Genomic DNA, 26,195 nt, shown 5'->3' with positions numbered 1-26,195 from the left:
GATGCGTGTATTCGCCAGTCTGCTTATGGCGCTGTCGTTGCCGATAGAAGCTGCTGATGATGTTGTTCTCAATCAAGCGTGGGAAGACTTGGTATATTTAGCCTCAACAGCTCGTGAGGGGCGAGCGCCGAACACAGTGGGTAGTGAAGACGCTCAACGTTATATCAGCGAGCGCTTTGCTAATGCGGCGTTGCAGGGGTTATTTGAAGAAGGCCAATATCGACATCCCTTCTCCTATGAAAGTGGCTTGAATCGTTGGTCAGGCACGAACCTTATTGGTGTTCGCTCAGGTCAGAGTAAGCAATTTATTGTTATCACAGCACACTATGATCATATTGGGCGCGTTTTCGGAGTGGTTCATCCGGGCGCCGATGACAATGCTTCTGGGGTGGCGGCGATGCTTGCACTGGCACAGCAAAGTCAGTCAAGAATGTTTACCCATAGTCTTATGTTTGTGGCCACTGATGCTGAAGAGAAAGGGCTTATAGGTAGTAAGGCATTGATAGAGGGGCCTAACTTTCCGTTGGACAGTGTGAGCGCTAACATTAATCTTGATATGTTGGCTCAACTGGGGCGTCCTGCAAGGTTATATTTATCCGGCACAAACACACATCAAGCGTTTGATGGGCTAGTCTCTTTAGTGAATCAGAGCATTCTGCAAGATCCCGCTATTCGTTTGATTAAAGAGCATCGACAGCCAAGAGGGAGACGTTCTGCGTTGACTGAAATCAATTTTAAAAATGCCAGTGACCATGCGGTATTCGCTGATAATGGCATTCCCTATTTGTTTTTTGGGGTAGGAGTGCACCCGTATTATCACTCGCCGGATGATTCGGCAGACCGCATTGATGCAGAAAATTTTAAGCAGGCTGTGACAGTGGCGTGGGCGCTGCTCAACGAGGTTGATCAGCGCCTAAGTGTTGAGAATTAAGCAACGCCTAATTCGCGTAATCGTTCTTTTAAATAACTGTCTGCGGTATGGCGTTCCGATAGCACAACGTCAGGACGTGGGTGCAAGAATAACGGAAGCGATATACGTGAGCGCGTTTGGTCAGAGCCTTCAGGGTTAATCACACGGTGTGTAGTCGATGGGAAATAACCACCCGATGCTTCTTGTAACATGTCGCCAATATTGACGATCAAGTTTCCAAAATCACACGGCACATCAATCCAGTTACCATCTTTACCTTTGACTTGTAGCCCTGGCTCGTTAGCCGCTGGCAATATCGTCAATAAGTTAATATCTTCATGAGCAGCTGCGCGTATGGCATCGGGCTCTTCTGATCCGTCTAGCGGCGGATAATGGAGCACACGCAATAGAGTTTGCTGGCTGTCTTTGATCATGTGCGACAGTGGTTCACGGTACAGTTGGCTAACCGACTCAGGAGAAAGCTCTTCAACCCAGGACAATAACTCAGCCGCTAAACCAATTGCTTGCTCATAATAATCTTGTAACTGCTGCTTTAATTCAGCAGGACATTGACCCCATGGGTAATAATGAAAATACTCTTTGATATCTTTCTTTTTAAAGCCTTTGGCGACTTCAGAAACCGTGCTCGGGAAAAAGCCATCTTGTGTATCTTTATGAAAGGTGTACTGATTTTTTTCTTCACTGTCGAAGAAGGTTTGCCATTTGGCATAAATATCTGCAACTGACTGTTGCTGGATTGGATGGTTTTTTAGTACACCAAAACCGGTTTCACGAAGTGAACGAACAAACTGCTCTTTAGCATCTGCTGCCTGATAATCGACAGCAACCAATTGTTGAGTCATATACATCTCTATCTTGTTTACAATGCGACAAAGTATACCTTGGATTTGACCAAGGTCATTGATTAGGGTCAATTAAACCCTTGGCGTATTTGGCCTCGAATTATCCCAGTGACAAAAATACGCCAGCTAATGAGGCACTCATCAAGTTTGCTAACGTTGCAGCAAACACCGCTTTGAGGCCTAACTGAGCAATTTCTTTGCGACGAGTCGGTGCCATAGCGCCGATACCGCCCATCAAAATTGCGATTGAAGAAAAATTTGCAAAACCACATAGCGCAAACGTCACGATCGCTTGAGTACCAGCCGATAACGCTTCTTTGTGATTAATAAAATCTAAATAGGCAACGAACTCATTGACGACAATTTTCTGTCCGATAAAGCTGCCTGCCAAGCGAGCTTCTTCCCACGGCACGCCGATAGCCCAGGCGAGTGGTTGAAGAATATAACCCAGTATTAGCTGGAAGGTTAGATCGGGCATACCAAACCATGCGCCAACACCCCCTATCATGCCATTTAGCAGTGCAATTAATGCGACGAAGGCAAGTAACATAGCACCCACGTTCAGCGCCAGTTGCAAGCCTGAAGATGCCCCAGCTGCAGCTGCATCGAAGATATTGGCGTATTCTGCTTTATCTTCTTTTACTTCTGCCAATTCATTATGAACCTTATCCACTTCGGGTTGCATTAATTTAGCCATGAGTAGGCCGCCCGGAGCCGCCATAAAGCTTGCTGCTAACAGATATTTAATCTCAACGCCTAAACCTGCGTAACCGGCCATTACAGAGCCGGCAATGGAAGCTAGGCCACCGACCATAATCGCAAATAGTTCAGAGCGGGTCATTTTAGGGATGAATGGACGCACAACCAGAGGTGCTTCTGTTTGACCAACGAAAATGTTTGCTGCGGCAGACATGGATTCTGGGCGGCTGGTTTTAAGCAATTTTTCCAGTGCGCCACCAATAATACGAATCACCCAAGACATAATACCCAAGTGATAGAGCACAGTGATTAACGATGAAAAGAAAATAATAACGGGGAGCACATTAAAGGCGAAGATAAAGCCTAGCGATAAATTACCGACTGGGCCAAACAGAAAATCAATGCCTTGCTGAGAGTAGGCGATAATGTTTTTTACAAACTCACTTAAGCTCAGGAGCATTTGAATGCCGGGTTCAAAATACAGGATAAACGCACCAATACCCGCTTGAATAGCAAATGCACCGCCTACCGTGCGCCAACTGATCGCACTGCGATTGGATGAAATTGCGTAGGCAATAACGAGCAATGTAATGATGCCAATGATACCGGTCATGGGTAGGGGTTCCTTTTCTTATTCTTATTGTAATGCTTGTTTGATATGCGAAGAGATCACGTCCAAAGCAATATAGTTTTTTCCGCCTTGTGTTACGACTACGTCGGCAGTAAACCGGCTCGGTTCAATGTATTGGTGATACATAGGCTTAACAGTCGATTCGTATTGGTTCGCAACGGATTCAAGGGTTCTGCCACGTTCACGCACGTCTCGCATCATTCGACGCATCAAGCAGATGTCCAATGGCGTGTCGATAAATACTTTTACATCATATAGAGGCAGGAGATCAGGTCGTGCTAGCAGCATGATACCTTCAAGAATGATAACCGGAGCAGGCTTTAATGTTTCTGTTTCGGGTAAACGCGTGTGAGTTTTATAGCAATAGTGTGGGTATTCTATCTCTTCGCCGCTGCGCAGAGCCTCTAGGTGAGCCTTTAATAAACTGTGTTCAAACGCATTTGGATGGTCATAGTTGTTTTTTTCACGCTCTTCCATTGGAAGATGGTCCTGTGCTTTGTAGTAATGATCTTCACGCAGGATCTGCACTGGACGGCCTTGTTCGGCGAAGGCTTTAAGTAAATTTTCAGTGAACAGTGACTTACCGGAACCGGATGCACCGGAAATGGCAATAATAAGCGGCTTTTGCATGTTAAAACTGACTAACTCTCGAATCTGCCAAAGATACGTGTTTCAGCCAACATTGGCAAATTTACATGCCAATAAACTCTACTTTATCGTGTTCAATTTTGTTTAATGCGTAGCTATGTTGTTTTGACCTTGACCCTTCGCCCTGTGCTCGAGGGGGGTAGAAAATCGCTTTGTGCAGTTCGTCATTTGCAAATACGGAATCTAACACAGCCCTTATTTCACTCAGCGTTTTGTCTAAGTTGGCATTGAAATCGGGTCGTTTGCGTTTGGTATGACCTAATTCAATTAATCGAGCGAATACCTTGTTTGCTCTGTTAATCAGTTCTTCTGGTACATCTTTGTGATGCAGTAGCTCAGCGTTGGGGTGCTCTAAGCAATAAAGCACAAGAGCAGTGAAAAAACACAGCGGTTTGTTTTGCATTTCAAAGTGTTCGTTTGAAACCAAATTAATCACTTGCTTTTGTGCTAAATCGATACGTAAAAATGCCGATGGCGAGGCAGCAACACGCTGTTGTCGCGCTATTTCACGTCCTTCAGCCCGTTTGAGAAGCAAAATACTGAGCGCGGCTGCTAATAACAAACCTAACCAATTTACGGTCAATATGTTCCATACATTGGGTACCGAAACGAAGATTCTGATATTTGCTTGATCAGTTGCAAGGTACAGACTCGGTGTATCGCTCGACGGGGCTAAAAAGAACAATAAGTTTTCAACCAGTTCGGGCGAGGCGGCATCCTCGCTCAATTCATAATTAATGCTACGTACAGAAAGTTTGGGGATAGCATATCGGTTGTGTAAGGACTGATTGAGCGTCTCAATATATTGCTCGACACTCGCCTGATTCATGGATTGTTGGGTTTTTGGGTCGCCTAGGTCGAGGTGTGCAGCGTCTAATGCGACTCGCGTTTTTAGTTCAATCAAGGCATGACGCAGCGAGTGTTGGTGTGCTAATGATTCTGCCACTGAATAAACAAGCTGTGCACCTAGGCTTAACAATACGAAAAGCAGTAGACTCTTCTTGATGAGTATTTTACTCGCCATTGCACGACTCCAGCATTGTTAGATTGCGGTAGTAACTAGAGGGGTGTTCGTCGGATACTCGGGCAATGTTTTTTTGAATGGAACATATCAAATCTATATTTCTATCTTGTCGACGCAAATACCAACGCGAACCGGTAATACTTGAACTGATTTCGGTACGGTAATTGATAGAGAAATTCTGTGTATCGGACTCATCCCAATAACTGGCAATAATGTCGACATCGCCATTACGCAGTTTTTCTCTCAGCTCCTGATGCGAGTTGAAGTACAAAATAGTGGAATTGCTCTCATCTATGTCGAGCTTTTGTAATTCAGTTTTCGGGGCTATGTGGCCTGAGCGGCTACTCGGATAATCTAATAAACCGATGCGCTTGCCTAGAAAATACTCTTTGCTCAACAATGGCTTTTCAGTGCTGCCAATAAAGTAGGCAGGGTAACTCGGGTACTGTGCAATGGGCCTATAACCATAGACTTTATCGCTGACAAAGGCGTTGACCATGTTGTCTTTTACTAACGCTAAATCGGCGATGCCATAACTGATATTTCTATAGGTATCAAAATCATTGTCACCAAGGGTTACCAACACATTACCGAACTGCTTCTTAACGATTTCATCGCCACAGAGTGATTCAAGCATGGCATTGGCAAGCCATTTATCGGTGACATAAATGGTCAACTTATCGGGGTTTTCCGACAATTTCGCCCTACAATAGGTGTTTTTTTCGCCAATTGGCGACAAAGATGAAATATTTTTTTGACCCGAAAAAGCACCTAAAAAAGCGCTTAAAATCAAAATGCCACACACAGTGGCCCAGAGGAAGTTTCGGGAGGCGAGGATCGTGAATCGCAAAGTGACTATGAAATACTTTATTATTTATTGGGCTGATTTGAGCATTTATTCACCATTATTGCAATAGGTAATATTATTTATCGTTATTAAGTTGTTGAAATTAATGGTTTATCAATAAGTAAATCTGAATTTTGTTGAGCGCTGTTTACTTGAGGTTTTGGTGGGACAATTCGGATTGGAAAATAAGAAACACTAAACTCGCGCTCAAGCTTGTCTGTCGGTTTGTTTTTATCGGAAGGCAAAAAAGTTTTTTTGAAGCAAGTGAAGTGACACAAATCCTCTGATTACTTCGGATTGATGTGCGTATTGTCATAATTCTGACATAAAGATCGCGAAGAATTTAGCGGATTTTTTTGTACGTTTGCTACCAAAAGAGCACAGTGAAAGTGTTCGCTAATAAAAGCATGCAAATTTAATTGTTATTAAGACAATAGGAAACACACTATGTTACTTAAATCTAAACTCAATCGTGTTGCGATTGCAGTTGCCGTTTCAGTAGGTCTTTCTACTGCGGCTATGGCGCAAGATACGTCATCAACCATTCGTGGTTCTGTAGCAACTCAAGCTGGTGAGATGGTTAGCGGTGCTACCGTTACCTTGACAGATACTCGTACCGGTTCAGTTCGTACACTAGAAACTAACGAAAATGGTGGTTTCGTTGCACGTGGTCTTCGTGTTGGTGGTCCTTACACTATTACCGTAGTTGACGCACAAGGCTCTCGTACAATCGAAGATGTTTACCTAAACCTAGGTGAACCAGCGAACGTAAACATCGCACTTGAAACGTCTTCTAATATTGAGCGTATCGTAGTAACAGGTGCAGCTGGTGGTGTTGTAACTGAAGCGTTAGGCCCATCATCTAACTTTAATTTCGAAGACTTACAGTTCCAACCTTCTGTTAGCCGTGATATTAAAGACGTTATCCAAAACGACCCACGTATCACAATTGACCCATCAAACTCTGATGCGATTCAATGTGGTGGTGTTAACAACCGTTTCAACAGCATCACGGTTGACGGTATCGCACAAAACGATAACTTCGGTTTGAACAACAACGGTTACCCAACTGAGCGCTTACCTTTCCCATTTGACGCGATTGACCAAGTAGACGTACAGCTTGCGCCATTCGACGTAACATACGGTGGTTTCACAGGTTGTAACGTTAACGCTGTAGTACGCTCTGGTACGAACGAAATCCACGGTAGTGTTTGGATTGATTACACCAACGACGCGATGCAAGGTGATTCAATCGAAGGCGAAAAATTTGACGTGCCTGATTTTGACGAGAAGCGTTACGGCTTCACTGTTGGCGCACCAATCATCAAAGATAAACTATTTATCTTCGCCGCTTATGAAACTCATGAGCCAACTGAATTATTCGAAGACGGTCCAGAAGGCGCCGGTTTCGCAGAGCCTATCGATGGCTTAACGGTAGGTATCCTTGACGAAGTACGTAGCATTGCACTAAATACTTACGGATACCAAGCCGGTGATATCATCACTGCCGCTGACGAAGACGAAGAAAAAGTATTGATCAAGTTGGATTGGGATATCATGGACGGTCAACGTGCCTCTTTGACTTACCAAAACACTGACGGTAATACAATTTCGTCTACAGGTGCGAGCTCATCTAGCTACGCATTCAACGACCGTTATTACAAGCGTGCTAACGAATTAACTTCTTACTCACTACAGTTGTTCTCAGACTGGACTGACGATTTCTCTACTGAAATCCGTGTAGGTCTACAAGAAGTACGTAATGGTCAAACACCATTCACTTCTGATTCTGATTTCGGTGACGTTGTTATTCGTGACGTAGTTGATGGTGTAGACGTATTCTTGGGTGCTGACCAATTCCGTCAAGCAAACAAACTAGACTATGACACAAACACATTCCGTTTCGCGGGAACTTACTACGCAGGTGATCACGAAATCACGGGTGGTTTTGAATACGGCTCAGTAGACGTATTTAACTTATTCGTACCAGGTAGCCAAGGTGTTTTTGAATTCGATTCTCTTGATGACTTCCGCAACGGTATTGCCGCTGAAATTGACTACAACATTCCAGCATCTTTAGATGCAAATGATGGTGCGGCAGCATTTACATTTGAAAACACGACTGTTTACTTGCAAGACCGCTGGGAAGCGTCTTACGACTTGACTGTTACATTCGGTCTTCGTTACGACAAGTGGACCAGTGATGACACACCAACTGCTAATGCTAGCTTCCAACAACGTTACGGCTTCACCAATGCTGTAGCGCCTGATATGGACCTATGGCAGCCACGCTTGGGCTTCAACTATGTGGTTGATGACAGCACATTCGTATACGGTGGTGCAGGTTTATTCGCGGGTGGTAACCCGAACGTTTGGTTGTCTAACAACTATTCAAACAATGGTGTAACTATCCTAGCGTCTACAGTTGAAGATGGCCCAGGCCTAATTGCAGCTAACACGCCAGGATTCTTGTTCAACGTACCTCAAGCTTCTATCGATGGCCTAACAGGTGGTGACGGTGCGGTTAACGCATTGGACGCTGACTTCAACGTGCCTTCAATCTGGAAGTTCAACTTAGGTACTCAACACGAGTTTGAAGACGGTACTGTAGCCGGTATCGATGCAATCTACTCGCGTCAGCAAGACTCTGCAAAAACAGTAGCGCTTAACACAGTACGTGTAGGCCGTGCGGCAGATGGTCGTCCAATCTATGAAGACGTAGATTTACTTGACCCAGATTGTCGTGTATCACCTACAAGCAGTTCATGTTCTGGTCGTAGCACAACTGACTATTTCCTAACTAACTCTGATGACGACGGTGATTCACTAATCGTTTCATTGTTCGCTAACAAGACTTACGACAGTGGTCTACGTGTTGGTGCAGCATACGCATATATGGATGCGGAAGAAGGCAGCCCAATGAACAGCTCTACAGCAAGTTCAAACTACGGTAACCTTTCAACTGCTGACTACAACAACCCAGAAGTTGCAACCAGTAACTATGAAGTGAAGCACCGCTTTACATTCAGCCTTGGTTACAAAATGGAAATCTTCGATGGTTATGACACACGCTTCAACCTATTTGCACAACGTGTGAAAGGTAAGCCGTACAGCTATAACTTCGACTGGGATCCAGGCTTCGGTGACGAGCGTCCATTCGAAGACCGTTCACTACTTTACGTACCATTGGTTGACGATCCAATCGTTCAGTATGGCGAAGGCTTTGATATTGACGAGTTCAATGCGTTTATCAGAACAGCTGGCCTAGAAGGTGCGCGCGGTACAATTCTTGACCGTAACACTCAGTACAGCGATTGGTGGACACGAGTAGACCTACGTGTTTCTCAAGAATTACCTGGCTTTATGGACGGACACCGTGGTGAAGTTTACTTCGCAATTCGTAACCTAGGTAACTTGATTAACGACCAGTGGGGTGTATACCGTCAGGTTAACTTCGAGTACAACAACCCAGTGGTTGATGCTAGATTACTTGATGACGGTACATACCTATACACTAACTTCGACGGCGACCGTGGCCAATCAGTTAACGCTGATGCCTCTACTTGGTCAATGCGTGTTGGTGTTAAATACCGCTTCTAATCCGAACGGATTATACGATTTAAAAACCGGCCTTTTGGCCGGTTTTTTTTTGCCCGATTCCATATTGAGCTAATCCCGCTAAAGTTGTTTTCAACTCACGAAAACATTTGGCCTCAATAGGTTAACGTCGCGAAACCAGATACATGCAATATCACCTCTCAAATAAACGGACTATCCGTTATTAACTTATTAAATTTAAAGCATTATAAGGTTAATGTTGATGTGAATGTTACGAAATTGTTAATTTTTGAAGTGGTACATAGCACGTGAATTCGCCAGCACGCTTGTTACGCTCTAAACAAAATTATTTGTGTAATGTCTTCAATACGTTAGGTGATAATTTAGATGCTCTGCTTGCAGGTGGCTAAAAACCACCTAACACAACAAAAAAATCAATTTGGTATCAAGCCATGTCATCGGAATGTAACACCCGTGTCATTCAATGATTGGTTAATATATCAATACAATAAACAAATGGATTTTCTATGAAAACTCGCACTTTTTCTCGTCGTCATTTCCTCAAACTAACCTCTCAGGGTGTAGGTCTTGCCGTTGTTTCATCCGGATTAATGGGATGTTTAAGTAGTTCAACAAATGATCAGCCCGATGTGGTTGAGGCTCCGATGATGCCTGTTGAGTTTTTACACGGGGTGGCCAGTGGTGATCCTACGGCTGAGGCGGTTATTTTATGGACCCGCGTTACGCCTGGGGACAGCAGTTACAATGGGCAATTGTTGGTGCAATGGGAAGTTGCCAACGATGCTGAGTTTGAAAATTTAGTCACTAATGGACGGGCATTAGTTTCAGCAAATTCAGACTATACACTGAAAGTAGATGCTATCGATCTATTACCAAATACAACGTATTACTACCGCTTTAGCAGCAACGGCACAGACTCAGCGGTTGGTATCACCAAAACATTACCGGTCGGCTCTATCGATTCAGTCAAACTGGCGGTGATGTCGTGCTCCAATTACCCAGCGGGTTTCTTCAATGTGTATGATCTCGCCGCAAAGCAAACAGACTTAGATGCCGTGGTACATTTAGGTGATTATATATATGAATATGACCGTGACGGATATGCGAATGAAAATGCGGCTGCGTTAGGGCGAGAAGTTTTACCGGCGAATGAGCTGATTACTCTGTCAGATTACCGCACCCGTTATGCTCAGTACCGCACGGACGAGAGTCTGCAACAGCTACACTCGATTGTGCCGTTTATTGCGGTATGGGATGACCATGAGGTTGCCAATGATGCATGGCGTGACGGCGCTGAAAATCACAATGAGGAGGATGGTGATTTTGAAGCGCGAAAATTGGCGGCGATGCAAGCGTACTTTGAGTGGTTGCCAATACGCCCTGTGATCGAAGGTAACAATGAACTGATTAACCGCGCCTTTCGCTTTGGCGACCTAGTTGACTTGTACATGCTTGATACGCGTGTTGTAGCGCGTGATCAGCAGCTCGACTATGCCAACTACATAGACCCAGCTACAGGCGGTTTAGATGCTGCTAGCTTTACAGCCGATGTTACTGATACCAACAGAACGTTACTTGGTGCAGAGCAACTGCAGTGGCTACAGGGCTCAATGATGATGTCGAGCGCGACGTGGCAAGTATTAGGACAACAAGTACTCATGGGGCGTATGATGCTGCCCGCTGCTATTGCTACCTTACAAATGAGCATTAGTGACTACGCTGAATTGGCGCAGCTTGCTGTCCTTGCGCAGCGTGCACAAGCCAATGATCCGACATTAACACCGGAAGAATTGGCATACTTACAAGCCAATATTGGTCGCTTAACACCACAGGTGCTGGCACTTCTGCAATTACCGTCAATCCCTTATAACCTAGATGCGTGGGATGGTTATGCGTATGAACGCGAAGTCGTGTTAGGCACCGCCAAACAATTGAATAAGAATCTTGTTGTATTGGCAGGTGATACGCACAATGCGTGGGCAAATGATTTACGTGATATAAACGGTGATATTGTCGGGGTTGAGTTTGCGACTCCATCGGTGTCTTCACCGGGGCTGGAAGAGTACTTGTCAATTGCGCCTGAAGATGCATTAGCGACAGAGGCTGGTATTGTTCAGCTGGTATCCGATCTGCAATATGTAAATGCCATCGACCGTGGTTTTATGACACTGACCTTTACCGCAGACAAGGTGTCGACGCAGTGGCATTACGTCGATACGGTACAATCAACCACTTACACTGAATACAGTGCTAGAGGTCAATCGGCAGAATCTGTTGTAGGTGCGCCAGGCGTGACGCTAGTTTAATTTAGTTTTCTAGCAAGGTTTATGGCATCAAAAAGGGGCTTGTTAGCCCCTTTTTGTTGAAATATTTGATTCGCTAGAGCAAGACAACGCGGATTAAACGTTATCAAACAACTTTTCAACGCGTTGACGCAATTCTTCAATTTGGCCGACATCAGCCGGTGCGATGAAGATCGTATCGTCGCCTGCAATGGTGCCTAACACGCCGTCTTTTTTAGACAATGAATCGAGCAAGCGAGCTATCAATTGTGCTGCACCAGGGCTGGTGCGAATAATGACCATTACATTGTTATGTACAATGTCTAAGACTAACTGCTTGAGAGGGCTCTTAGCGGTTGGCATGCCTAGCTCAGGTGGTAAGCAATACACCATGTCACCGCGCGCATTGCGGGTACGGACCGCTCCAAACTTGCTTAGCATACGAGAAATCTTTGACTGACTTATGCTGTCAAAGCCTGCTTGCTTGAGTGCGTCGACGATTTCGCCCTGTGAACCATAACTTTCTGCTTTGAGCAGGTCTTTAAATGCTTTGATGAGTAATTCTTGTTTTGCGCTTGCCATGGAAACCGGAATGTACACTGGAAAACCGACATTTTGCCGCATTCACCGCAGTGAGGCAATTTTAGTGTAAATAAGGCGCTATAATTGGGTTAAATAGTCACTATACGACTATAGGGTCATTGAGTTTTGGACCCTTTTGATTTAGTGTGTCGGGCGTTTAATTTCTTGCGCGTTGCTCAAGCCCTCGCTTCGACCTGCGTTCGCATAAATTCTTTAAGTTAAGTAAAGATTAATCTTGTAGGAGAGACTCATGAAAGTAGCAGTCCTAGGTGCCGCTGGTGGTATTGGTCAAGCATTATCACTGTTGTTAAAAACTCAATTACCTGCGGGTTCTGAGTTATCACTGTATGACGTTGCACCTGTTGTTCCAGGCGTTGCCGTTGACTTAAGCCACATCCCAACTGATGTAAAAGTTACTGGGCACGGTAAAGATGATTTGGCTGACGCATTACAAGGCTGTGACATCGTGCTTATTCCAGCAGGTGTACCTCGTAAGCCGGGCATGGACCGTTCTGATCTTTTCAATATTAATGCGGGTATCGTGCGCAACCTTGTTGATGCTATTGCGGACACTTGCCCAAGTGCTTGTATTGGTATTATCACTAACCCAGTTAATACTACGGTTGCTATCGCGGCTGAAGCGCTTAAAGCTAAAGGTGTTTACGACAAAAATAAATTGTTCGGTGTTACAACCCTTGATGTTATTCGTGCAGAAACATTTGTAGCTGAGAAAAAAGGCTTGGATGTATCAGGCGTTCACGTACCAGTAATTGGTGGTCACTCTGGCACTACAATTTTACCTCTTTTGTCGCAGGTTGAAGGTGCAACATTCTCTGATGAAGAAGTTGCCGCACTGACTACTCGTATCCAAAATGCCGGTACTGAAGTTGTTGAAGCGAAAGCGGGCGGCGGTTCAGCTACGTTGTCTATGGGCCAAGCAGCAGCACGTTTCTGCTTGTCTTTGGTTGCCGCAATGAAAGGCGACAATGTGGTAGAATATACTTATGTTCAAGTTGATTCAGATGACGCGACATTCTTTGCTCACCCAGTACGTTTAGGTCCAAACGGTGTGGAAGAAATTTTACCGTACGGTGAATTAAGTGCATTTGAACAGAAAGCTAAAGAAGATATGCTAGATGGCCTTCGTGGTGACATCCAGTTGGGTGTGGATTTCGTAACTAAAGCCTAATCACCCTTAGCGAGTTCATGAAAAAGCCAGTTGCATGCAACTGGCTTTTTTATTTCTGTGGAAAAATGTTTGTTCGCTCACAAGGTTATGGCATTTATCAATAGTTAGCGGCTGGCTTAATACTGTTTGACCGCTTTACAGTTAACTTACCGCTAACTGCTCGTTAAGCCATTGCTCCGCTTTTTCTTGATCGGCAAAGCAAGCCACTGTGTCACCACACTCTGTGTACATTTTGTCAAAATAGCGTGCGTAAAAATCAAAGTGTTCGTCATTGGTAATAACCACCGCTGTGGCGACTCGACCGTGATTTTTTTCGATACTAATTTGGTTTTTTAAATGGGCTTCTGCCGAAGGAATATACATTGGGTCACCATGCATGATAGTGATAACGCCCCAATGTGGTCCTAAGCACGCGGGGAAATCTGACGGCAATTGCGCCTCAGCTTGCTTTATCAATTCCAGATTCCACGGGCCTGTGCCTTCGATCTTCAGAATGTTGCCGTGAATTTCCAGCGCTAACTCACCGTGAGCTTTAAATACACCTGCCATCAATTCATTATCCTGTGTTTCGCATACCAATCGCGATACCCGCTATCGTAACCATCATTGCACGTTCAAGTGTAGCAATTTGTTCACTTTCAGGCTGTTCTTCAAGATCGGTTGCCTGCGCACGAATGCGTGATAGTAACTCTATCTGCAAATAGTGTAGCGGTTGCAAATAGCCTGCGCGAATATTCATTGACTCTTTTCCTTGCGGATCGGTTTCCATAACCGAATCTTGATGCGTCAACTGCAACAACATACGGATACTATCGCTCAACTCTTTGCGCAAGCTTTCGCCAAAATGCTTAAGCTCATTCGGGACCAAGCGAGCATCATAGGCTTCACTGATTTGTGGATCGGCTTTGTGAAAGACCATGTCGAGCATCGATAACCGAGATGCAAAAAATGGCCAATGCGTGATCATGTCATCAATCACGGCTTGCGAATCACCTGCGTAGTGTTGTTCCACTGAGCGCATCACACCGAGCCAAGAAGGCAAGACTAAACGGGTCTGAGCCCAGGCAAAAATCCAAGGGATCGCACGCAGACTCTCAATTCCGCCGGTTGGTTTACGTTTAGCCGGGCGGCTTCCTAATGGCAGTTTACCCAATTCTTGTTCTGGAGTCGCAACCCGGAAATAGGGCACGAAGTCAGGATGCTCGCGCACAATATCACGGTAGTTATCGCGCGCTTGATCCGCCATTGATTGGATCGTATCGCGCCACGCCTGTTTCGGCTGAGGTGGCGGAAACAACATCGCTTCAATAATCGCACTGGTATATATACCCAAACTGCGCTTGGCCAATTCCGGCATACCAAATTTATAGCGGATAGTTTCACCCTGTTCCGTAACACGGAATCCGCCGTCGAGTGACCCGGGCGGTTGTGAGTGGATCGCGGCGTGAGCCGGCAATCCTCCGCGCCCGATGGTACCACCACGGCCGTGGAATAAGGTTAACTGTACGTTCGCCTCTTGAGCTAGCGCAACCAGTGCCTCTTGTGCCTGATATTGTGCCCAACCAGCGGCCAGCGCACCTGCGTCTTTGGCTGAATCTGAGTAGCCGATCATCACATATTGTCGGCCTTGAATATAACCGCGATACCAGTCAATCGACAGTAAGTTGGTCATGACCTTTGGTGATTGGTTGAGATCATCTAGCGTTTCAAATAGTGGCGCAACAGGCATAGGCCAGGACACGCCCATTTCTTGCAATAATAATTGCACGGCAAGTACATCAGACGGCTCGCTGGCCATGGAAATGATGTAGATCCCAAATCCTTGTTCTGAATGCTTGGCAATAGTCCCCGCCGTTTCAAGTACCTCTTGAACGTCGTCGCTGGGTTGCCAGTTACGCGGGAATAAAGGCCTTTTTGAGCTTAATTCGCGTAACAAGAATGCTTGTTTGTCGGCTTCGGTCCATTGATTGTAGTCTCCCAATCCAAGGTAGCGGGTTACTTCGCTGAATACGTCGGCATGGCGTTGTGAGTCTTGGCGAATATCGAGTTTTAATAGGTGGATGCCAAAGCAATGTGCGCGACGAATGGTATCGGTAAGTAAGCCATCGGCAACGATTTTCATGCCACAATCAATCAGGCTTTGGTAACACAACATTAATGGCTCGATAAGTTGCTCTTGCTCGGACAACCAGAGTGAAGGCTCACTGGGCTTGCCGTTCAAATAGCGGTCAATATCGTCGCGGGTAAACTGTAACTGAGTCACCAGTGGACGTAAGATAGCGCGGTAGGGCTCCAGTACATCGCCCACCTGTTCACGCAACGCCCCATTGCAATCACTCATGGATAACTCCACTTGCAGTTTATCCAAGTCGATGGCAAATAATTTGGCTGCACGTTTGCGCGCTAGCAGCAGAACCTGCTCTGTGACTTTTGAAGTAACAAAAGGATTGCCGTCGCGGTCGCCGCCCATCCAGCTACTGAATTGCACGGGCTTAGCATCCAACGGCAGTGTTAGGTCATAGTTATTGTTGAGTCGGCAATCCATATCTCGCAGGAATTCTGGAACCGCTTCCCACAACGAGTTTTCAATCACCGAGAAGCCCCAACGTGCTTCGTCGACGGGGGTTGGACGGACCGTACGGATCTCTTCGGTATGCCATGCTTGGGCTATGAGATCAGCAATGCGAGCGTGTAGCTTGTCTCTATGGTGTTCGTCATTCACGCTTTGATGTAATTGTGTCAGGCATTTGGCCAATTCACTGTGCTTGTGGATCAGGGTACGGCGTGTGACTTCTGTTGGGTGAGCCGTCAGTACTAAGTCGATATTCAAGTCAGCTACCGCGGAGGCAACACTCTCTTTATCAAGTTTGGCTCGTTCTAAATGTTCAAACAGTTTATCTATTGGAAAGTCGATTTGCTGAGCTGAATTAAATTCCTGCTCTGCGATATTGGCGAGATTCAAAAACTGTGCGAATGCACGGCCAATCACCAGTAAATCTTTTTCACTGAGTTGACTAAAAAGCGTTTTTAATTGGGTACGGCTATCATCGTCGCCCTTATTGGCCGCGCGGCCGGCTAAACGGATGGTTTCTATGCGCTCTAGCCACTCATCACCTAATTGATGTTTAATTGTGGCGCCCAATGTTGCCCCTAGCTGGCGGACAGTTTCTCGAAGTTGCGCATCAAATTCAGCCATTTCCCTCTCCTTTATTCAGCGAATAAACAAGATACTGCATGTCAGGGAGCAGTGTCTAATCACTTTGGCAATAAGTTAGATAGATCTTAATGCCCGCCAAATTGCCATTTGAGTGTGATATCATCGCGCCTTTTAAATCAATCGGGAAAAATTGTGAGCGACAAATACTCAACTATTGAACTTCAAGGTAGCTACGGCATTGGTTATCAAATGGGCCAGCAATTGGCGTCGAATCCTTTCGAAGGCATGGACGTAGATGCTGTTGTTGAAGGTGTACGTGATGCCTTTACCGGTGAAGCGCCTAAAGTAACTGACGATGAATTGCGTACTGCGTTCAATACCATCCATGAGCGTATGCAAGCGGCAAAAGCTGAACAGCACAAAGCCGTAATCGAAGAAGGTGTTTCGTTTTTAGCTGATAATGCCAAGCGTGATGAAGTTCAGGTGACAGCATCAGGCCTACAATATGAAGTATTAACTGAAGGTGATGGCGCAACGCCTGACGCGAGCTCAACAGTTCGTACGCATTATCACGGGACACTTATCAATGGCTCAGTATTTGATAGCAGTTACGAGCGTGGTCAACCCGCTGAGTTCCCAGTTAGTGGCGTGATCAAAGGTTGGACAGAGGCGCTTCAGTTAATGAAAGTGGGTTCAAAATACCGTTTGTACGTGCCGCATAACTTGGCCTATGGCGAACAAGGTGCAGGTGGTGCTATTGCCCCATACAGCACATTGATCTTTGACGTAGAGTTATTGGACATTCTTTAATCCAGAACTCGTCAATAAGCCTAAAAAAACCTGCGTCAAAGCAGGTTTTTTTATTTCAGTTGCGTAATGCTATATGCAACGCTTACCCTATCGGTAATAGAGAACAATAATAAGAAGGATATGTGTGGTGCACGCCTTAAGCGCAACAATTGATCGTGTGATTCGATTCATTGGTCAATGTGCCAGTGTTGGCATTTTGTTGATGACGCTGATCACCTTTGTCGTCGTTGTATTACGTTATGGCTTTGGAACGGGCTGGATAGCGTTACAAGAATCGGTGATGTATTTGCATGCGTTGGTGTTTATGTTGGGGGCGGCTTACACCCTGCGGGATGATGGGCACGTTCGTGTGGACATTTTCTATCGTAAATTTTCTGAAAAACAGCAAGCCATGGTGAATATTGCCGGGACTTTGTTGTTGTTGTTCCCCGTTTGTATATTCATTTTTGCCATGAGCTGGGACTACGTTATGAAGTCTTGGCAATTATTAGAATCATCCAAAGAAGCCGGCGGCTTACCGTTGGTCTTTGTGCTCAAAAGTTTAATCCCCGCCTTTTGTGCATTGATGTTATTGCAAGGGGTATCTGACCTTATTCGCTACGCAGCAGTCATCACGCAACGCAAGGAATCAACGTAATGGAATATATGGCATTAGTCTTATTTGCCTGTGTATGTTTGGTGTTGTTGCTAGGCTTTCCTGTAGCGCTCAGTCTGGCCGGTACTTCTTTATTATTTGCTGGATTAGGTATTCTGATGGGCGGTTTTGATGCGAGTTACTTGCATGCGTTACCGAGTCGCTTATACGGAATATTAACCAACACAACGTTAATCGCAGTACCCCTGTTTGTATTCATGGGGGTGTTGTTAGAAAAGTCGAAAATAGCTGAAGAGTTGTTGCATAGCATGGCGCAGTTACTCAATGGGCGTTTGCCTGCCGGTATGGCGCTCTCTGTAATTTTTGTCGGCATGCTGCTGGCAGCGAGCACGGGTATTGTTGGGGCAACGGTTGTGACCATGGGGTTACTCTCCTTGCCCAGTTTATTGAAGCGGGGTTATACACCAGAACTCAGTACTGGCCTTATCTGTGCAACAGGAACGCTTGGGCAAATCATTCCGCCATCCATCGCATTGGTTTTGCTCGGTGACGTTTTATCCAGTGCATATCAGCAAGCGCAATTGGACATGGGGATATTTTCGCCGGACTCTGTTTCGGTCGGGGATTTATTTGTCGGCGCCATTATTCCCGGTTTTATCCTCGTTGCCTTGTATACCGCATATGTAATTTTCACCACATGGCGTCAGAAGATGCCAATCACTCAAGACGAAACGGCTGAACCGATTTCATGGCGCCAAGTATTTTCAGCACTGCTGCCGCCGTTAGTGCTGATTGTTATCGTATTGGGTGCCATTATCAGCGGCTATGCAACTCCCACGGAAGCCGCTGGAGTAGGGGCCATGGGGGCATTGGTTTTGGCGTTGTTAAAACGCACACTAAGTCGCTCCCAATTGTTTGAAGTGCTGACAGACACCAGCAAGATAACCTCAATGGTGTTTTTGATTTTAATCGGTGCTTCGGTGTTTTCACTGGTATTCAGAGGATTTGGTGGGGAAGAACTGATTGAGCATTTCTTCGCGTCACTGCCAGGCGGTCACGTTGGTGCGATGCTGGTTGTGATGCTAGTCGTTTTCTTATTGGGCTTTATTCTCGACTTTATTGAAATCACGTTCGTTGTGGTACCCATTGTTGCGCCTGTATTATTGATGATGGGGATTGATCCCGTTTGGTTGGGGATTATGTTAGCGGTTAACTTGCAAACCTCATTCTTAACACCTCCCTTTGGTTTTGCATTATTTTACTTGCGTGGAGTCGCAGCTAAAACCATACATACTGCACAGATTTATCGAGGGGTAGTCCCTTTCATTATTATTCAGCTATTATTGTTGCTTATGCTTTCCATCTGGCCTGAGATTGCCACTTATTTGCCGGATGTTATCTACTAATTGATAAGGTTATAACGATGAAAATAAAAACCACAATTGTCAGTGTACTTTCATTGGGGCTCATATCGCTATTATTGGGGTGTGGACAACCAAAAACAGAAGAAAGTGCTGCGTCAGTCGCGGCAGAGCCAGTGAAAGAATACCGTTGGAAAATGGTGACAGCCTGGCCTAAAAACTTCCCCGGTTTAGGACGTGGCCCAGAGACCTTTGCTCGCTATGTGGAGTCAATGTCAGGTGGGCGTTTAAAAGTAAGGGTTTACGGCGCAGGCGAGCTAGTCCCGGGTTTTGAGGTATTTGACGCAGTGTCACAAGGTACCGCCGAAATGGGGCATGCGGGTGCCTATTATTGGAAAGGCAAAATTCCGGCAGCACCTATTTTTTCTGCTATCCCGTTCGGCATGAATGTGACGGAAATGAACTCTTGGTTGCAGTATGGTGGCGGCCTAGAACTGTGGCGTGAACTGTACAAGCCGTTTGGCGTCATTCCGTTTGCGGGTGGTAATACGGGCGTGCAAATGGCGGGATGGTTCAACAAAGAAATTAATTCGATTGAAGATTTTGCTGGCTTGAGTATGCGTATTCCGGGTCTTGGCGGAGAAGTGTTTGCCAAAGTCGGTGGCGTACCGGTAACGCTTACGGGCGGTGAGATTTTCACATCGCTGCAGACTGGCGCAATTGACGCGACTGAGTGGGTCGGCCCGTACAATGATCTCGCCTTTGGATTACACAATGCTGCTAAGTATTACTACAGCTCAGGTTGGCATGAGCCGGGTACTGCATTGGAATTTATCGTTAACGAAGAAGCGTTCAATGCCTTGCCGAAAGATTTACAGTCGATCGTTGAAATTGCGACACGCGCAGTGAATCAAGACATGCTGGATGAATATACGGCGCGCAACAATAATGCGATGCAACAATTGATCAATGAGCACAATGTCGATGTGCGTGAATTGCCAGAAGACGTGATTGAATCATTGCGTGAAGCGACACAACAGGTGCTTGCTGAGAAGTCTGCTGAAAATGCGGATTTCGCGCGCATATACCAGTCTTACAAAACATTTTTCGACGGTGTGAAGCAATACCATAAATTGTCTGAACAAGCGTATTACGAGAACCGAGAATAATGGTTAATCGCGCGGCTTTTAGCCGCGCTTTCAGCAAATGCTATCGTCACCAAGTCTGTTTGGTGTTTGTATTGCTTGATTTACTTCACAATCCTGTGGCCCGTGATTTAATCTAATCTGCTCCGAGTTGTTAAACGCACACAGCTGATTACAATAGCCGCCACTGATAAGAATAGGATTTATTATGGTTATTCAACCTAAAGTGCGCGGGTTTATTTGTACTAACGCTCACCCAATCGGCTGTGAAGCCTCTGTCGAACGACAAATCGCCTATATTCAATCGAATAGCGAACGCTTCAAGAGTAATACACAAAAGCCCAAAAATGTGTTGGTTATCGGTTGTTCAACCGGATACGGCCTCGCTTCTCGTATAACAGCTGCCTATGGTTACAATGCTAAAACCTTGGGCGTGTGCTTCGAGAAAGCACCCACTGAACGTAAAACAGGCACAGCAGGTTGGTATAACACTGCGGCATTCCATGCACGCGCAAAGACTGATGGTCTGTATGCGAAAACGTTGAATGGTGATGCGTTTTCAAATGAGCTTAAGGCAGATGTAATTGAAGCCATTAAAGCAGATTTGGGTACAGTTGATTTGGTGATTTACAGCTTGGCGTCACCACGCCGCGCTGACCCAACTACTGGCACAGTATATAAGTCAACGTTGAAGCCGGTAGGGCAGGCTTACACAACCAAAACCTATGACACAGACAAAGACCTTATTCATACCGTCGATCTTGAGCCTGCGAATGAAGAAGAAATTCATGACACAGTGAAAGTGATGGGTGGCGAAGATTGGGAACTATGGTTGAACGCACTGGCTGATGCAGGATGTTTATCTGAAGGTTGTGAAACCACTGCATACACATACATTGGCAAAGCCCTTACTTGGCCTATCTATGGCCAAGCCACCATCGGTAAAGCCAAAGAAGATCTGGATCGCGCAGCAAGCGCTATTCGTGAACGCCATGCAAATTTAAACGTAGATGCGCATGTATCGTCTCTAAAAGCCTTAGTGACGCAAGCCAGCTCAGCTATTCCTGTGATGCCGTTGTACATTTCCCTGATCTATAAAGTGATGAAAGAAGAAGGCACCCACGAAGGCTGTATTGAACAAATTGCGGGTCTGTTTTCTGAGCGTTTGTTCGCTCAAGATGCGCCAACCGATGAAGCGCGTCGTTACCGCATGGACGGTAAGGAAACGAATGACCAAACTCAAGCAAAGATACAACAGCTTTGGGATCAGGTTACACAGGAAAACTTCCACCAATTAGCCGATTACGAAGGGTATCATCAAGATTTCTTGCAGTTATTCGGCTTTGCATTTGACGGTGTAGACTACGACGCTGACGTAGACCCTATTCGTGAGTGGTAAAGAATAAAATTTTAAACGCCCCATTTTGGGGCGTTTTGCTATGCTTAGAACGAACAAAAACTAAACAGATGGCAATGCATAAACTGGCTGAATACTAACTATCGGTGTTGAGTCGTTGTTTTATTGCATTAAAATTCTGATGTTTATGTGATTTTGATTAGCACATGAATGCCGGTTAGTGTTAAAATCACAGAGTTTATTTGAGGTGGTTCTGCATGGGATGCAATATCACCGCAATCGAAAAATGAAACATCACAACTATCACATAATTTCACAATCGATGCTGTGCTCAGGAAACGGATACCTAGAGTGGTTGCAGTGCAGTGGTTTTATGGATGTGGGGGTTTTGGCAACGCGCCGAAACATATGGGGATAACCGTCGTTATCCAATAGCCTAACCTCATTTTACTAGGCTATTTGCCTGCCTATGGCCCTTGTCGCCAAGTGGGTTAGTAAAATCAGGTTTTGTAATTAAAGTAGTGCTATAGCGTATGATAAAAATCAAGAAAGGTTTGGATCTTCCTATCGAGGGAGCGCCGCAGCAGCAAATCGGTGACGGCCCAGCCGTGACTAAAGTCGCTGTACTGGGCGAAGAGTACGTTGGTATGCGTCCGACTATGCACGTGCAGGTTGGTGATTCAGTGAAGAAAGGTCAGGTCTTGTTTGAAGACAAGAAAAACCCTGGCGTTAAGTTCACTGCACCGGCTGCAGGTCAAGTAGTTGAGGTTAATCGTGGTGCCAAACGTGTGTTGCAATCTGTGGTTATTCAGATTGAAGGTAATGATGAAGTAACCTTCGAGCCTGTCGATGCCGGTCAGCTTGCATCATTGTCTCGTGACAAAGTTGTTGAACAACTTAATGATGCGGGTATGTGGGTTTCACTGCGTACACGTCCATTCAGTCGTTCTCCGGCCTTAGATGCAACCCCAAGTTCCATTTTCGTGTCGGTGATGGATACCAATCCATTGGCTGCTGACCCGTTGCTTATCGTGAATGAGCGAATTGACGATTTCAATAATGGTTTGGCGGTACTTAGCACATTAACCGACGGCAAGTTGTTTGTATCTAAAACAGCAGGCGCATCGGTTGATGTAAAAGGTGCACGAGTTGAAGTAAATGAATTTGGCGGTCCTCACCCAGCGGGTCTGGTCGGTACTCACATTCATTTCCTTGATCCAGTCGGCATGAACAAGCAAGTGTGGCATATCGGTTACCAAGACGTGATTGCCATTGGCGCATTGTTTACCACCGGTAAACTAGACAACAGTCGCGTAATCTCTCTAGCAGGTCCTGCAGCCGTTAATCCGCGTTTGATTCGCACTGTATTAGGCGCATCAATCAACGAAATCGCTGCGGGTGAATGTAAAGAAGGTGACGTACGTGCCGTTTCGGGTTCCGTACTTATGGGTACCACTGCAATGGGTGTACACGGCTACTTAGGTCGTTTCCATGTACAAGTATCATTGTTGATGGAAGGCCGTGAAAAGAAACTATTCGGTTGGTTAACACCTGGTAGTGACAAACACTCAATTACTCGCGCTTACTTAGGCCATTTGAGTGGTAGCAAAAAATTCAACATGACAACAACAACGAATGGATCAGATCGTTCGATGGTGCCGATCGGCAACTACGAGCGCATTATGCCGTTGGATATTATCCCAACGTTGTTGTTACGCGACATTATCTCTGGCGATACTGACAGTGCTCAATCTATGGGCTGTTTGGAGCTGGATGAAGAAGATTTGGCATTGTGTACTTATGTTTGCCCAGGCAAATATAACTACGGCCCAATCTTGCGTGATTGTCTGACCACTATCGAGAAAGAGGGCTAAGTCATGGGGTTAAAGACATTTCTAGAAGACATTGAGCCGCATTTCGAAGCTGGCGGCAAATATGAAAAGTTTTATGCGCTCTATGAAGCGGCTGCGACGATCTTTTATACACCGGGTAAGGTGAATAAAACCGGTACGCACGTTAGAGATAGCATTGACCTTAAACGTATTATGATCATGGTATGGATGGCGACGTTCCCAGCTATGTTCTACGGTATGTACAACGTAGGCGCGCAAGCGCATGAAGCGATGGTGCAGTATGGCTCATCACTTCCGGACTTCTGGCAAGCTGCACTATTCAGTGCGCTGGGTGGTCAGCTAGGATTAGAAACGACCGGTTGGGGCAGTATGATGCTCTACGGTGCATGTTTCTTTTTACCTATTTATGCTGTGACCTTTGTGGTTGGTGGATTCTGGGAAGTATTATTCGCTTCTATCCGCAAACACGAAGTCAATGAAGGCTTCTTCGTAACATCAGTATTGTTTGCACTGACATTACCCGCGACGATCCCGTTGTGGCAGGTAGCGTTAGGTATCACATTCGGTGTGGTGATCGCGAAAGAAATCTTTGGTGGTACAGGACGTAACTTCCTAAACCCAGCACTATCAGGTCGTGCATTCTTGTACTTTGCATATCCTGCACAAATTTCTGGCGACCAAGTATGGATCGCAACTAACCCAGCAACCGCAGCAGATGGTTACTCAGGCGCAACTTGGTTGAGTAAAGCCGCTTCAGGTGAAATGGGTGACGTGACCAATGGGTTCACTGATTTGGCATTATGGTGGGACGCATTCTTTGGCAACATTCCAGGCTCAGTCGGTGAAGTATCGACCTTGGCTATTATGATCGGTGGTTTGTTCATCATATACATGCGCATCGCCAGCTGGCGCATTGTCGCAGGTGTTGCTTTGGGTGTGGCGTTCTTCGGTTCTCTATTGAACTTTGTTGGCAGCGATACAAACCCAATGTTTGCGATGCCGTTCTATTGGCACTTTGTCATTGGCGGGTTGGCGTTTGGTATGTTCTTTATGGCAACAGACCCTGTTTCAGCATCATTCACCAATCAAGGTAAATGGGCGTACGGTATTTTCATCGGTTTTATGACCGTGTTAATTCGTGTGTTAAACCCAGCATTCCCTGAGGGCATTATGCTTGCCATCTTGTTTGCAAACTTATGGGCTCCACTATTCGATTACTTCGTGGCGCAGAGCAACATTAAACGGAGGCTTGCACGTGTCGGCTAAAAAAGAAACTTTAGGAAGAACCGTCGGCATCGTAGTTGCCGTATGTTTGGTTTGCTCTATCGTGGTAGCAGGTTCAGCTGTTGGCTTACGTTCTACGCAAGAGCGTAATGCTGCGTTAGACAAGAAAACCAATATCTTAACTGCTGCAGGTCTGTATCAAACCGGTATGACTGGTGGTCAGATTGCAGAAGTGTTTGAGCAATTCGTAGAAGAGCGCTTTGTAGACCTAAGCAGTGGTCAGTACGTTGAAGAAGCTGAAGGCTATGACATGTACAAAGCGGCTAAGAACCCGGAACTGAGCAGCAAGGTTGAAAACAGTAACGTGGGTTTCCAGCGTCGTCCGAATGTCGCCAGTGTATACGTTGTTAAAAACGAATCTGGTGCTGTGACTCGTGTTGTTTTGCCAGTACATGGCAGCGGCTTGTGGGATTTGATGTACGGATTCTTAGCCGTTGATGCTGATGGCAACACCATCAAAGAATTGGTCTATTACCAACACAAAGAAACACCAGGATTGGGTGGCGAAATTCAAAACCCAGCATGGGCATCTAAGTGGCAAGGTAAGAAGCTTTATGACAACGGTCAGGTAGCGATCAAAGTGAAGAAGCAGGCTGGTAGCGATAACCCTTACGCGGTTGATGCTATTTCAGGTGCCACACTAACCAGTAACGGTGTACAAAATACATTGACTTACTGGGCTGGTGAGAATGGCTATGGTCCTTATCTTAAAAAGCAATCCTGGCGTTCATAAGAGGCAAGAACAATGGCAGATACAAAAGAAATGAAAAAAGCCCTGTTCGGGCCGATTTTAGACAGTAACCCGATTGCTTTACACGTACTAGGTATATGTTCAGCATTGGCGATTACTACAAAGTTAGAAACTGCACTGGTAATGTCCTTGGCATTAACTTCAGTTGTAGCGTTTTCGAACTTGTTTATTTCGATTATTCGCAACCATATCCCAAGTAGCGTAAGGATCATTATTCAAATGACCATCATCGCATCATTGGTAATCGTGGTTGACCAAGTGCTTAAAGCCTACAGTTACGAAATATCGAAGCAGCTCTCCGTATTCGTTGGTTTGATTATTACAAACTGTATCGTGATGGGGCGTGCTGAAGCATATGCGATGAAGAGCCCGCCTGTGATGAGCTTGCTTGACGGCATCGGTAACGGTTTAGGTTACTCATTTATCCTAATCGTGATTGGTACAATCAAAGAGCTAGCAGGCTTCGGTACTATCCTTGGTTTTGAAATCCTTCCATTGGTACAAAACGGTGGCTGGTATCAAGGTAATGGCTTACTGATCCTTCCATTCAGTTCATTCTTCTTAATCGGCGGTATGATTTGGTTTATTCGTACCATCAGACCAGAGCAAGTAGAGGCTAAGGATTAAT

General features: G+C 45.6%; 21 protein-coding genes. 13 read left to right on the top strand and 8 right to left on the bottom strand.

All coding sequences use genetic code 11. From position 1 onward, the window contains the following. Nucleotide 1: 1 nt before the first annotated feature. Complete coding sequence (locus CSH93_RS16555) at nt 2-931, top strand: M20/M25/M40 family metallo-hydrolase (protein ID WP_100644474.1); 930 nt, start codon at nt 2-4, stop codon at nt 929-931. On the opposite strand, the gene CSH93_RS16550 is transcribed toward CSH93_RS16555, so the two are convergent. The 5 genes from CSH93_RS16550 to CSH93_RS16530 form a co-directional block, all read right to left on the bottom strand. Next, nucleotides 928-1,773 (bottom strand): isopenicillin N synthase family dioxygenase, encoded by an 846-nt coding sequence (locus tag CSH93_RS16550; RefSeq protein ID WP_100644499.1) that lies wholly within the window; start codon nt 1,771-1,773, stop codon nt 928-930. The two genes, CSH93_RS16555 and CSH93_RS16550, sit on opposite strands and share 4 nt — an antisense overlap. 100 nt (nt 1,774-1,873) lie before the next feature. Next, the gene (locus tag CSH93_RS16545) at nt 1,874-3,085 is read right to left on the bottom strand and encodes a NupC/NupG family nucleoside CNT transporter (RefSeq protein WP_100644473.1); all 1,212 of its coding nucleotides are present in this window, start codon (nt 3,083-3,085) and stop codon (nt 1,874-1,876) included. Nucleotides 3,086-3,109: 24 nt separating this feature from the next. Further along, nucleotides 3,110-3,733 (bottom strand): uridine kinase, encoded by a 624-nt coding sequence (udk, locus tag CSH93_RS16540; protein ID WP_100644472.1) that lies wholly within the window; start codon nt 3,731-3,733, stop codon nt 3,110-3,112. 61 nt (nt 3,734-3,794) lie between these two features. Beyond that, nucleotides 3,795-4,775 carry a hypothetical protein gene (locus CSH93_RS16535; RefSeq protein ID WP_100644471.1) on the bottom strand — a complete coding sequence of 327 codons (981 nt, stop codon included), beginning with the start codon at nt 4,773-4,775 and terminating at the stop codon, nt 3,795-3,797. Further along, complete coding sequence (locus CSH93_RS16530; protein ID WP_124748994.1) at nt 4,765-5,472, bottom strand: PhnD/SsuA/transferrin family substrate-binding protein; 708 nt, start codon at nt 5,470-5,472, stop codon at nt 4,765-4,767. Before CSH93_RS16530 ends, CSH93_RS16535 begins: the two co-directional genes overlap by 11 nt. 597 nt (nt 5,473-6,069) lie before the next feature. Here CSH93_RS16530 and CSH93_RS16525 point away from each other — a divergent pair. Then, a complete protein-coding gene (locus CSH93_RS16525) occupies nt 6,070-9,222 on the top strand; it encodes a TonB-dependent receptor (protein WP_100644469.1) in 3,153 nt (1,050 codons plus the stop codon). Nucleotides 9,223-9,707: 485 nt separating this feature from the next. After that, nucleotides 9,708-11,507 carry an alkaline phosphatase D family protein gene (locus tag CSH93_RS16520; RefSeq protein ID WP_100644468.1) on the top strand — a complete coding sequence of 600 codons (1,800 nt, stop codon included), beginning with the start codon at nt 9,708-9,710 and terminating at the stop codon, nt 11,505-11,507. Nucleotides 11,508-11,600: 93 nt separating this feature from the next. Here CSH93_RS16520 and argR read toward each other — a convergent pair whose 3' ends face one another. Beyond that, nucleotides 11,601-12,065, bottom strand: coding sequence for a transcriptional regulator ArgR (gene argR, locus CSH93_RS16515; RefSeq protein ID WP_100644467.1), 465 nt, complete (start codon nt 12,063-12,065; stop codon nt 11,601-11,603). A 250-nt stretch (nt 12,066-12,315) separates the two neighbouring features. Between argR and mdh the strand changes: the two genes are divergently transcribed. Continuing rightward, nucleotides 12,316-13,254 (top strand): malate dehydrogenase, encoded by a 939-nt coding sequence (mdh, locus tag CSH93_RS16510; protein ID WP_100644466.1) that lies wholly within the window; start codon nt 12,316-12,318, stop codon nt 13,252-13,254. Nucleotides 13,255-13,395: 141 nt separating this feature from the next. On the opposite strand, the gene CSH93_RS16505 is transcribed toward mdh, so the two are convergent. Continuing rightward, entirely contained in the window at nt 13,396-13,803 is a 408-nt protein-coding gene (locus CSH93_RS16505) for a hypothetical protein (protein ID WP_100644465.1), read from the bottom strand. A gap of 7 nt (nt 13,804-13,810) precedes the next feature. After that, nucleotides 13,811-16,450, bottom strand: a complete 2,640-nt coding sequence (gene ppc, locus CSH93_RS16500) for a phosphoenolpyruvate carboxylase (RefSeq protein ID WP_100644464.1) — start codon at nt 16,448-16,450, stop codon at nt 13,811-13,813. Nucleotides 16,451-16,603: 153 nt separating this feature from the next. On the opposite strand from ppc, the gene CSH93_RS16495 reads away from it, so the two are divergent. The 9 genes from CSH93_RS16495 (at nt 16,604) to CSH93_RS16455 (ending at nt 26,194) form a co-directional block, all read left to right on the top strand. Beyond that, nucleotides 16,604-17,221, top strand: coding sequence for a BamJ family beta-barrel-assembly machinery protein (locus CSH93_RS16495; RefSeq protein ID WP_100644463.1), 618 nt, complete (start codon nt 16,604-16,606; stop codon nt 17,219-17,221). 127 nt (nt 17,222-17,348) lie between these two features. Continuing rightward, nucleotides 17,349-17,858: a TRAP transporter small permease subunit gene (locus tag CSH93_RS16490; RefSeq protein WP_240615636.1), complete on the top strand. Its 510-nt coding sequence runs from the start codon at nt 17,349-17,351 to the stop codon at nt 17,856-17,858. Then, the gene (locus tag CSH93_RS16485) at nt 17,858-19,222 is read left to right on the top strand and encodes a TRAP transporter large permease (protein WP_100644462.1); all 1,365 of its coding nucleotides are present in this window, start codon (nt 17,858-17,860) and stop codon (nt 19,220-19,222) included. The genes CSH93_RS16490 and CSH93_RS16485 overlap by 1 nt, the downstream gene beginning before the upstream one ends. A 17-nt stretch (nt 19,223-19,239) precedes the next feature. Further along, complete coding sequence (locus CSH93_RS16480) at nt 19,240-20,346, top strand: TRAP transporter substrate-binding protein (RefSeq protein ID WP_205663377.1); 1,107 nt, start codon at nt 19,240-19,242, stop codon at nt 20,344-20,346. A gap of 184 nt (nt 20,347-20,530) precedes the next feature. Continuing rightward, nucleotides 20,531-21,721, top strand: coding sequence for an enoyl-ACP reductase FabV (fabV, locus tag CSH93_RS16475; RefSeq protein ID WP_100644461.1), 1,191 nt, complete (start codon nt 20,531-20,533; stop codon nt 21,719-21,721). Between the two features lie 491 nt (nt 21,722-22,212). Then, nucleotides 22,213-23,553 (top strand): Na(+)-translocating NADH-quinone reductase subunit A, encoded by a 1,341-nt coding sequence (locus CSH93_RS16470; RefSeq protein ID WP_100644460.1) that lies wholly within the window; start codon nt 22,213-22,215, stop codon nt 23,551-23,553. Between the two features lie 3 nt (nt 23,554-23,556). After that, entirely contained in the window at nt 23,557-24,798 is a 1,242-nt protein-coding gene (locus CSH93_RS16465) for an NADH:ubiquinone reductase (Na(+)-transporting) subunit B (protein WP_100644459.1), read from the top strand. Further along, nucleotides 24,788-25,549 carry a Na(+)-translocating NADH-quinone reductase subunit C gene (locus CSH93_RS16460; RefSeq protein WP_100644458.1) on the top strand — a complete coding sequence of 254 codons (762 nt, stop codon included), beginning with the start codon at nt 24,788-24,790 and terminating at the stop codon, nt 25,547-25,549. The genes CSH93_RS16465 and CSH93_RS16460 overlap by 11 nt, the downstream gene beginning before the upstream one ends. A gap of 12 nt (nt 25,550-25,561) precedes the next feature. Next, nucleotides 25,562-26,194 (top strand): NADH:ubiquinone reductase (Na(+)-transporting) subunit D, encoded by a 633-nt coding sequence (locus CSH93_RS16455; protein WP_100644457.1) that lies wholly within the window; start codon nt 25,562-25,564, stop codon nt 26,192-26,194. Nucleotide 26,195 lies beyond the last annotated feature (1 nt).

The organism is Neoalteromonas facilis (assembly GCF_002807665.1).
GTDB lineage: Bacteria > Pseudomonadota > Gammaproteobacteria > Enterobacterales > Alteromonadaceae > Alteromonas_E > Alteromonas_E facilis.
Note: the sequence above shows the minus strand (reverse complement) of the source record. Positions and strands in the feature narration are given on the sequence as shown.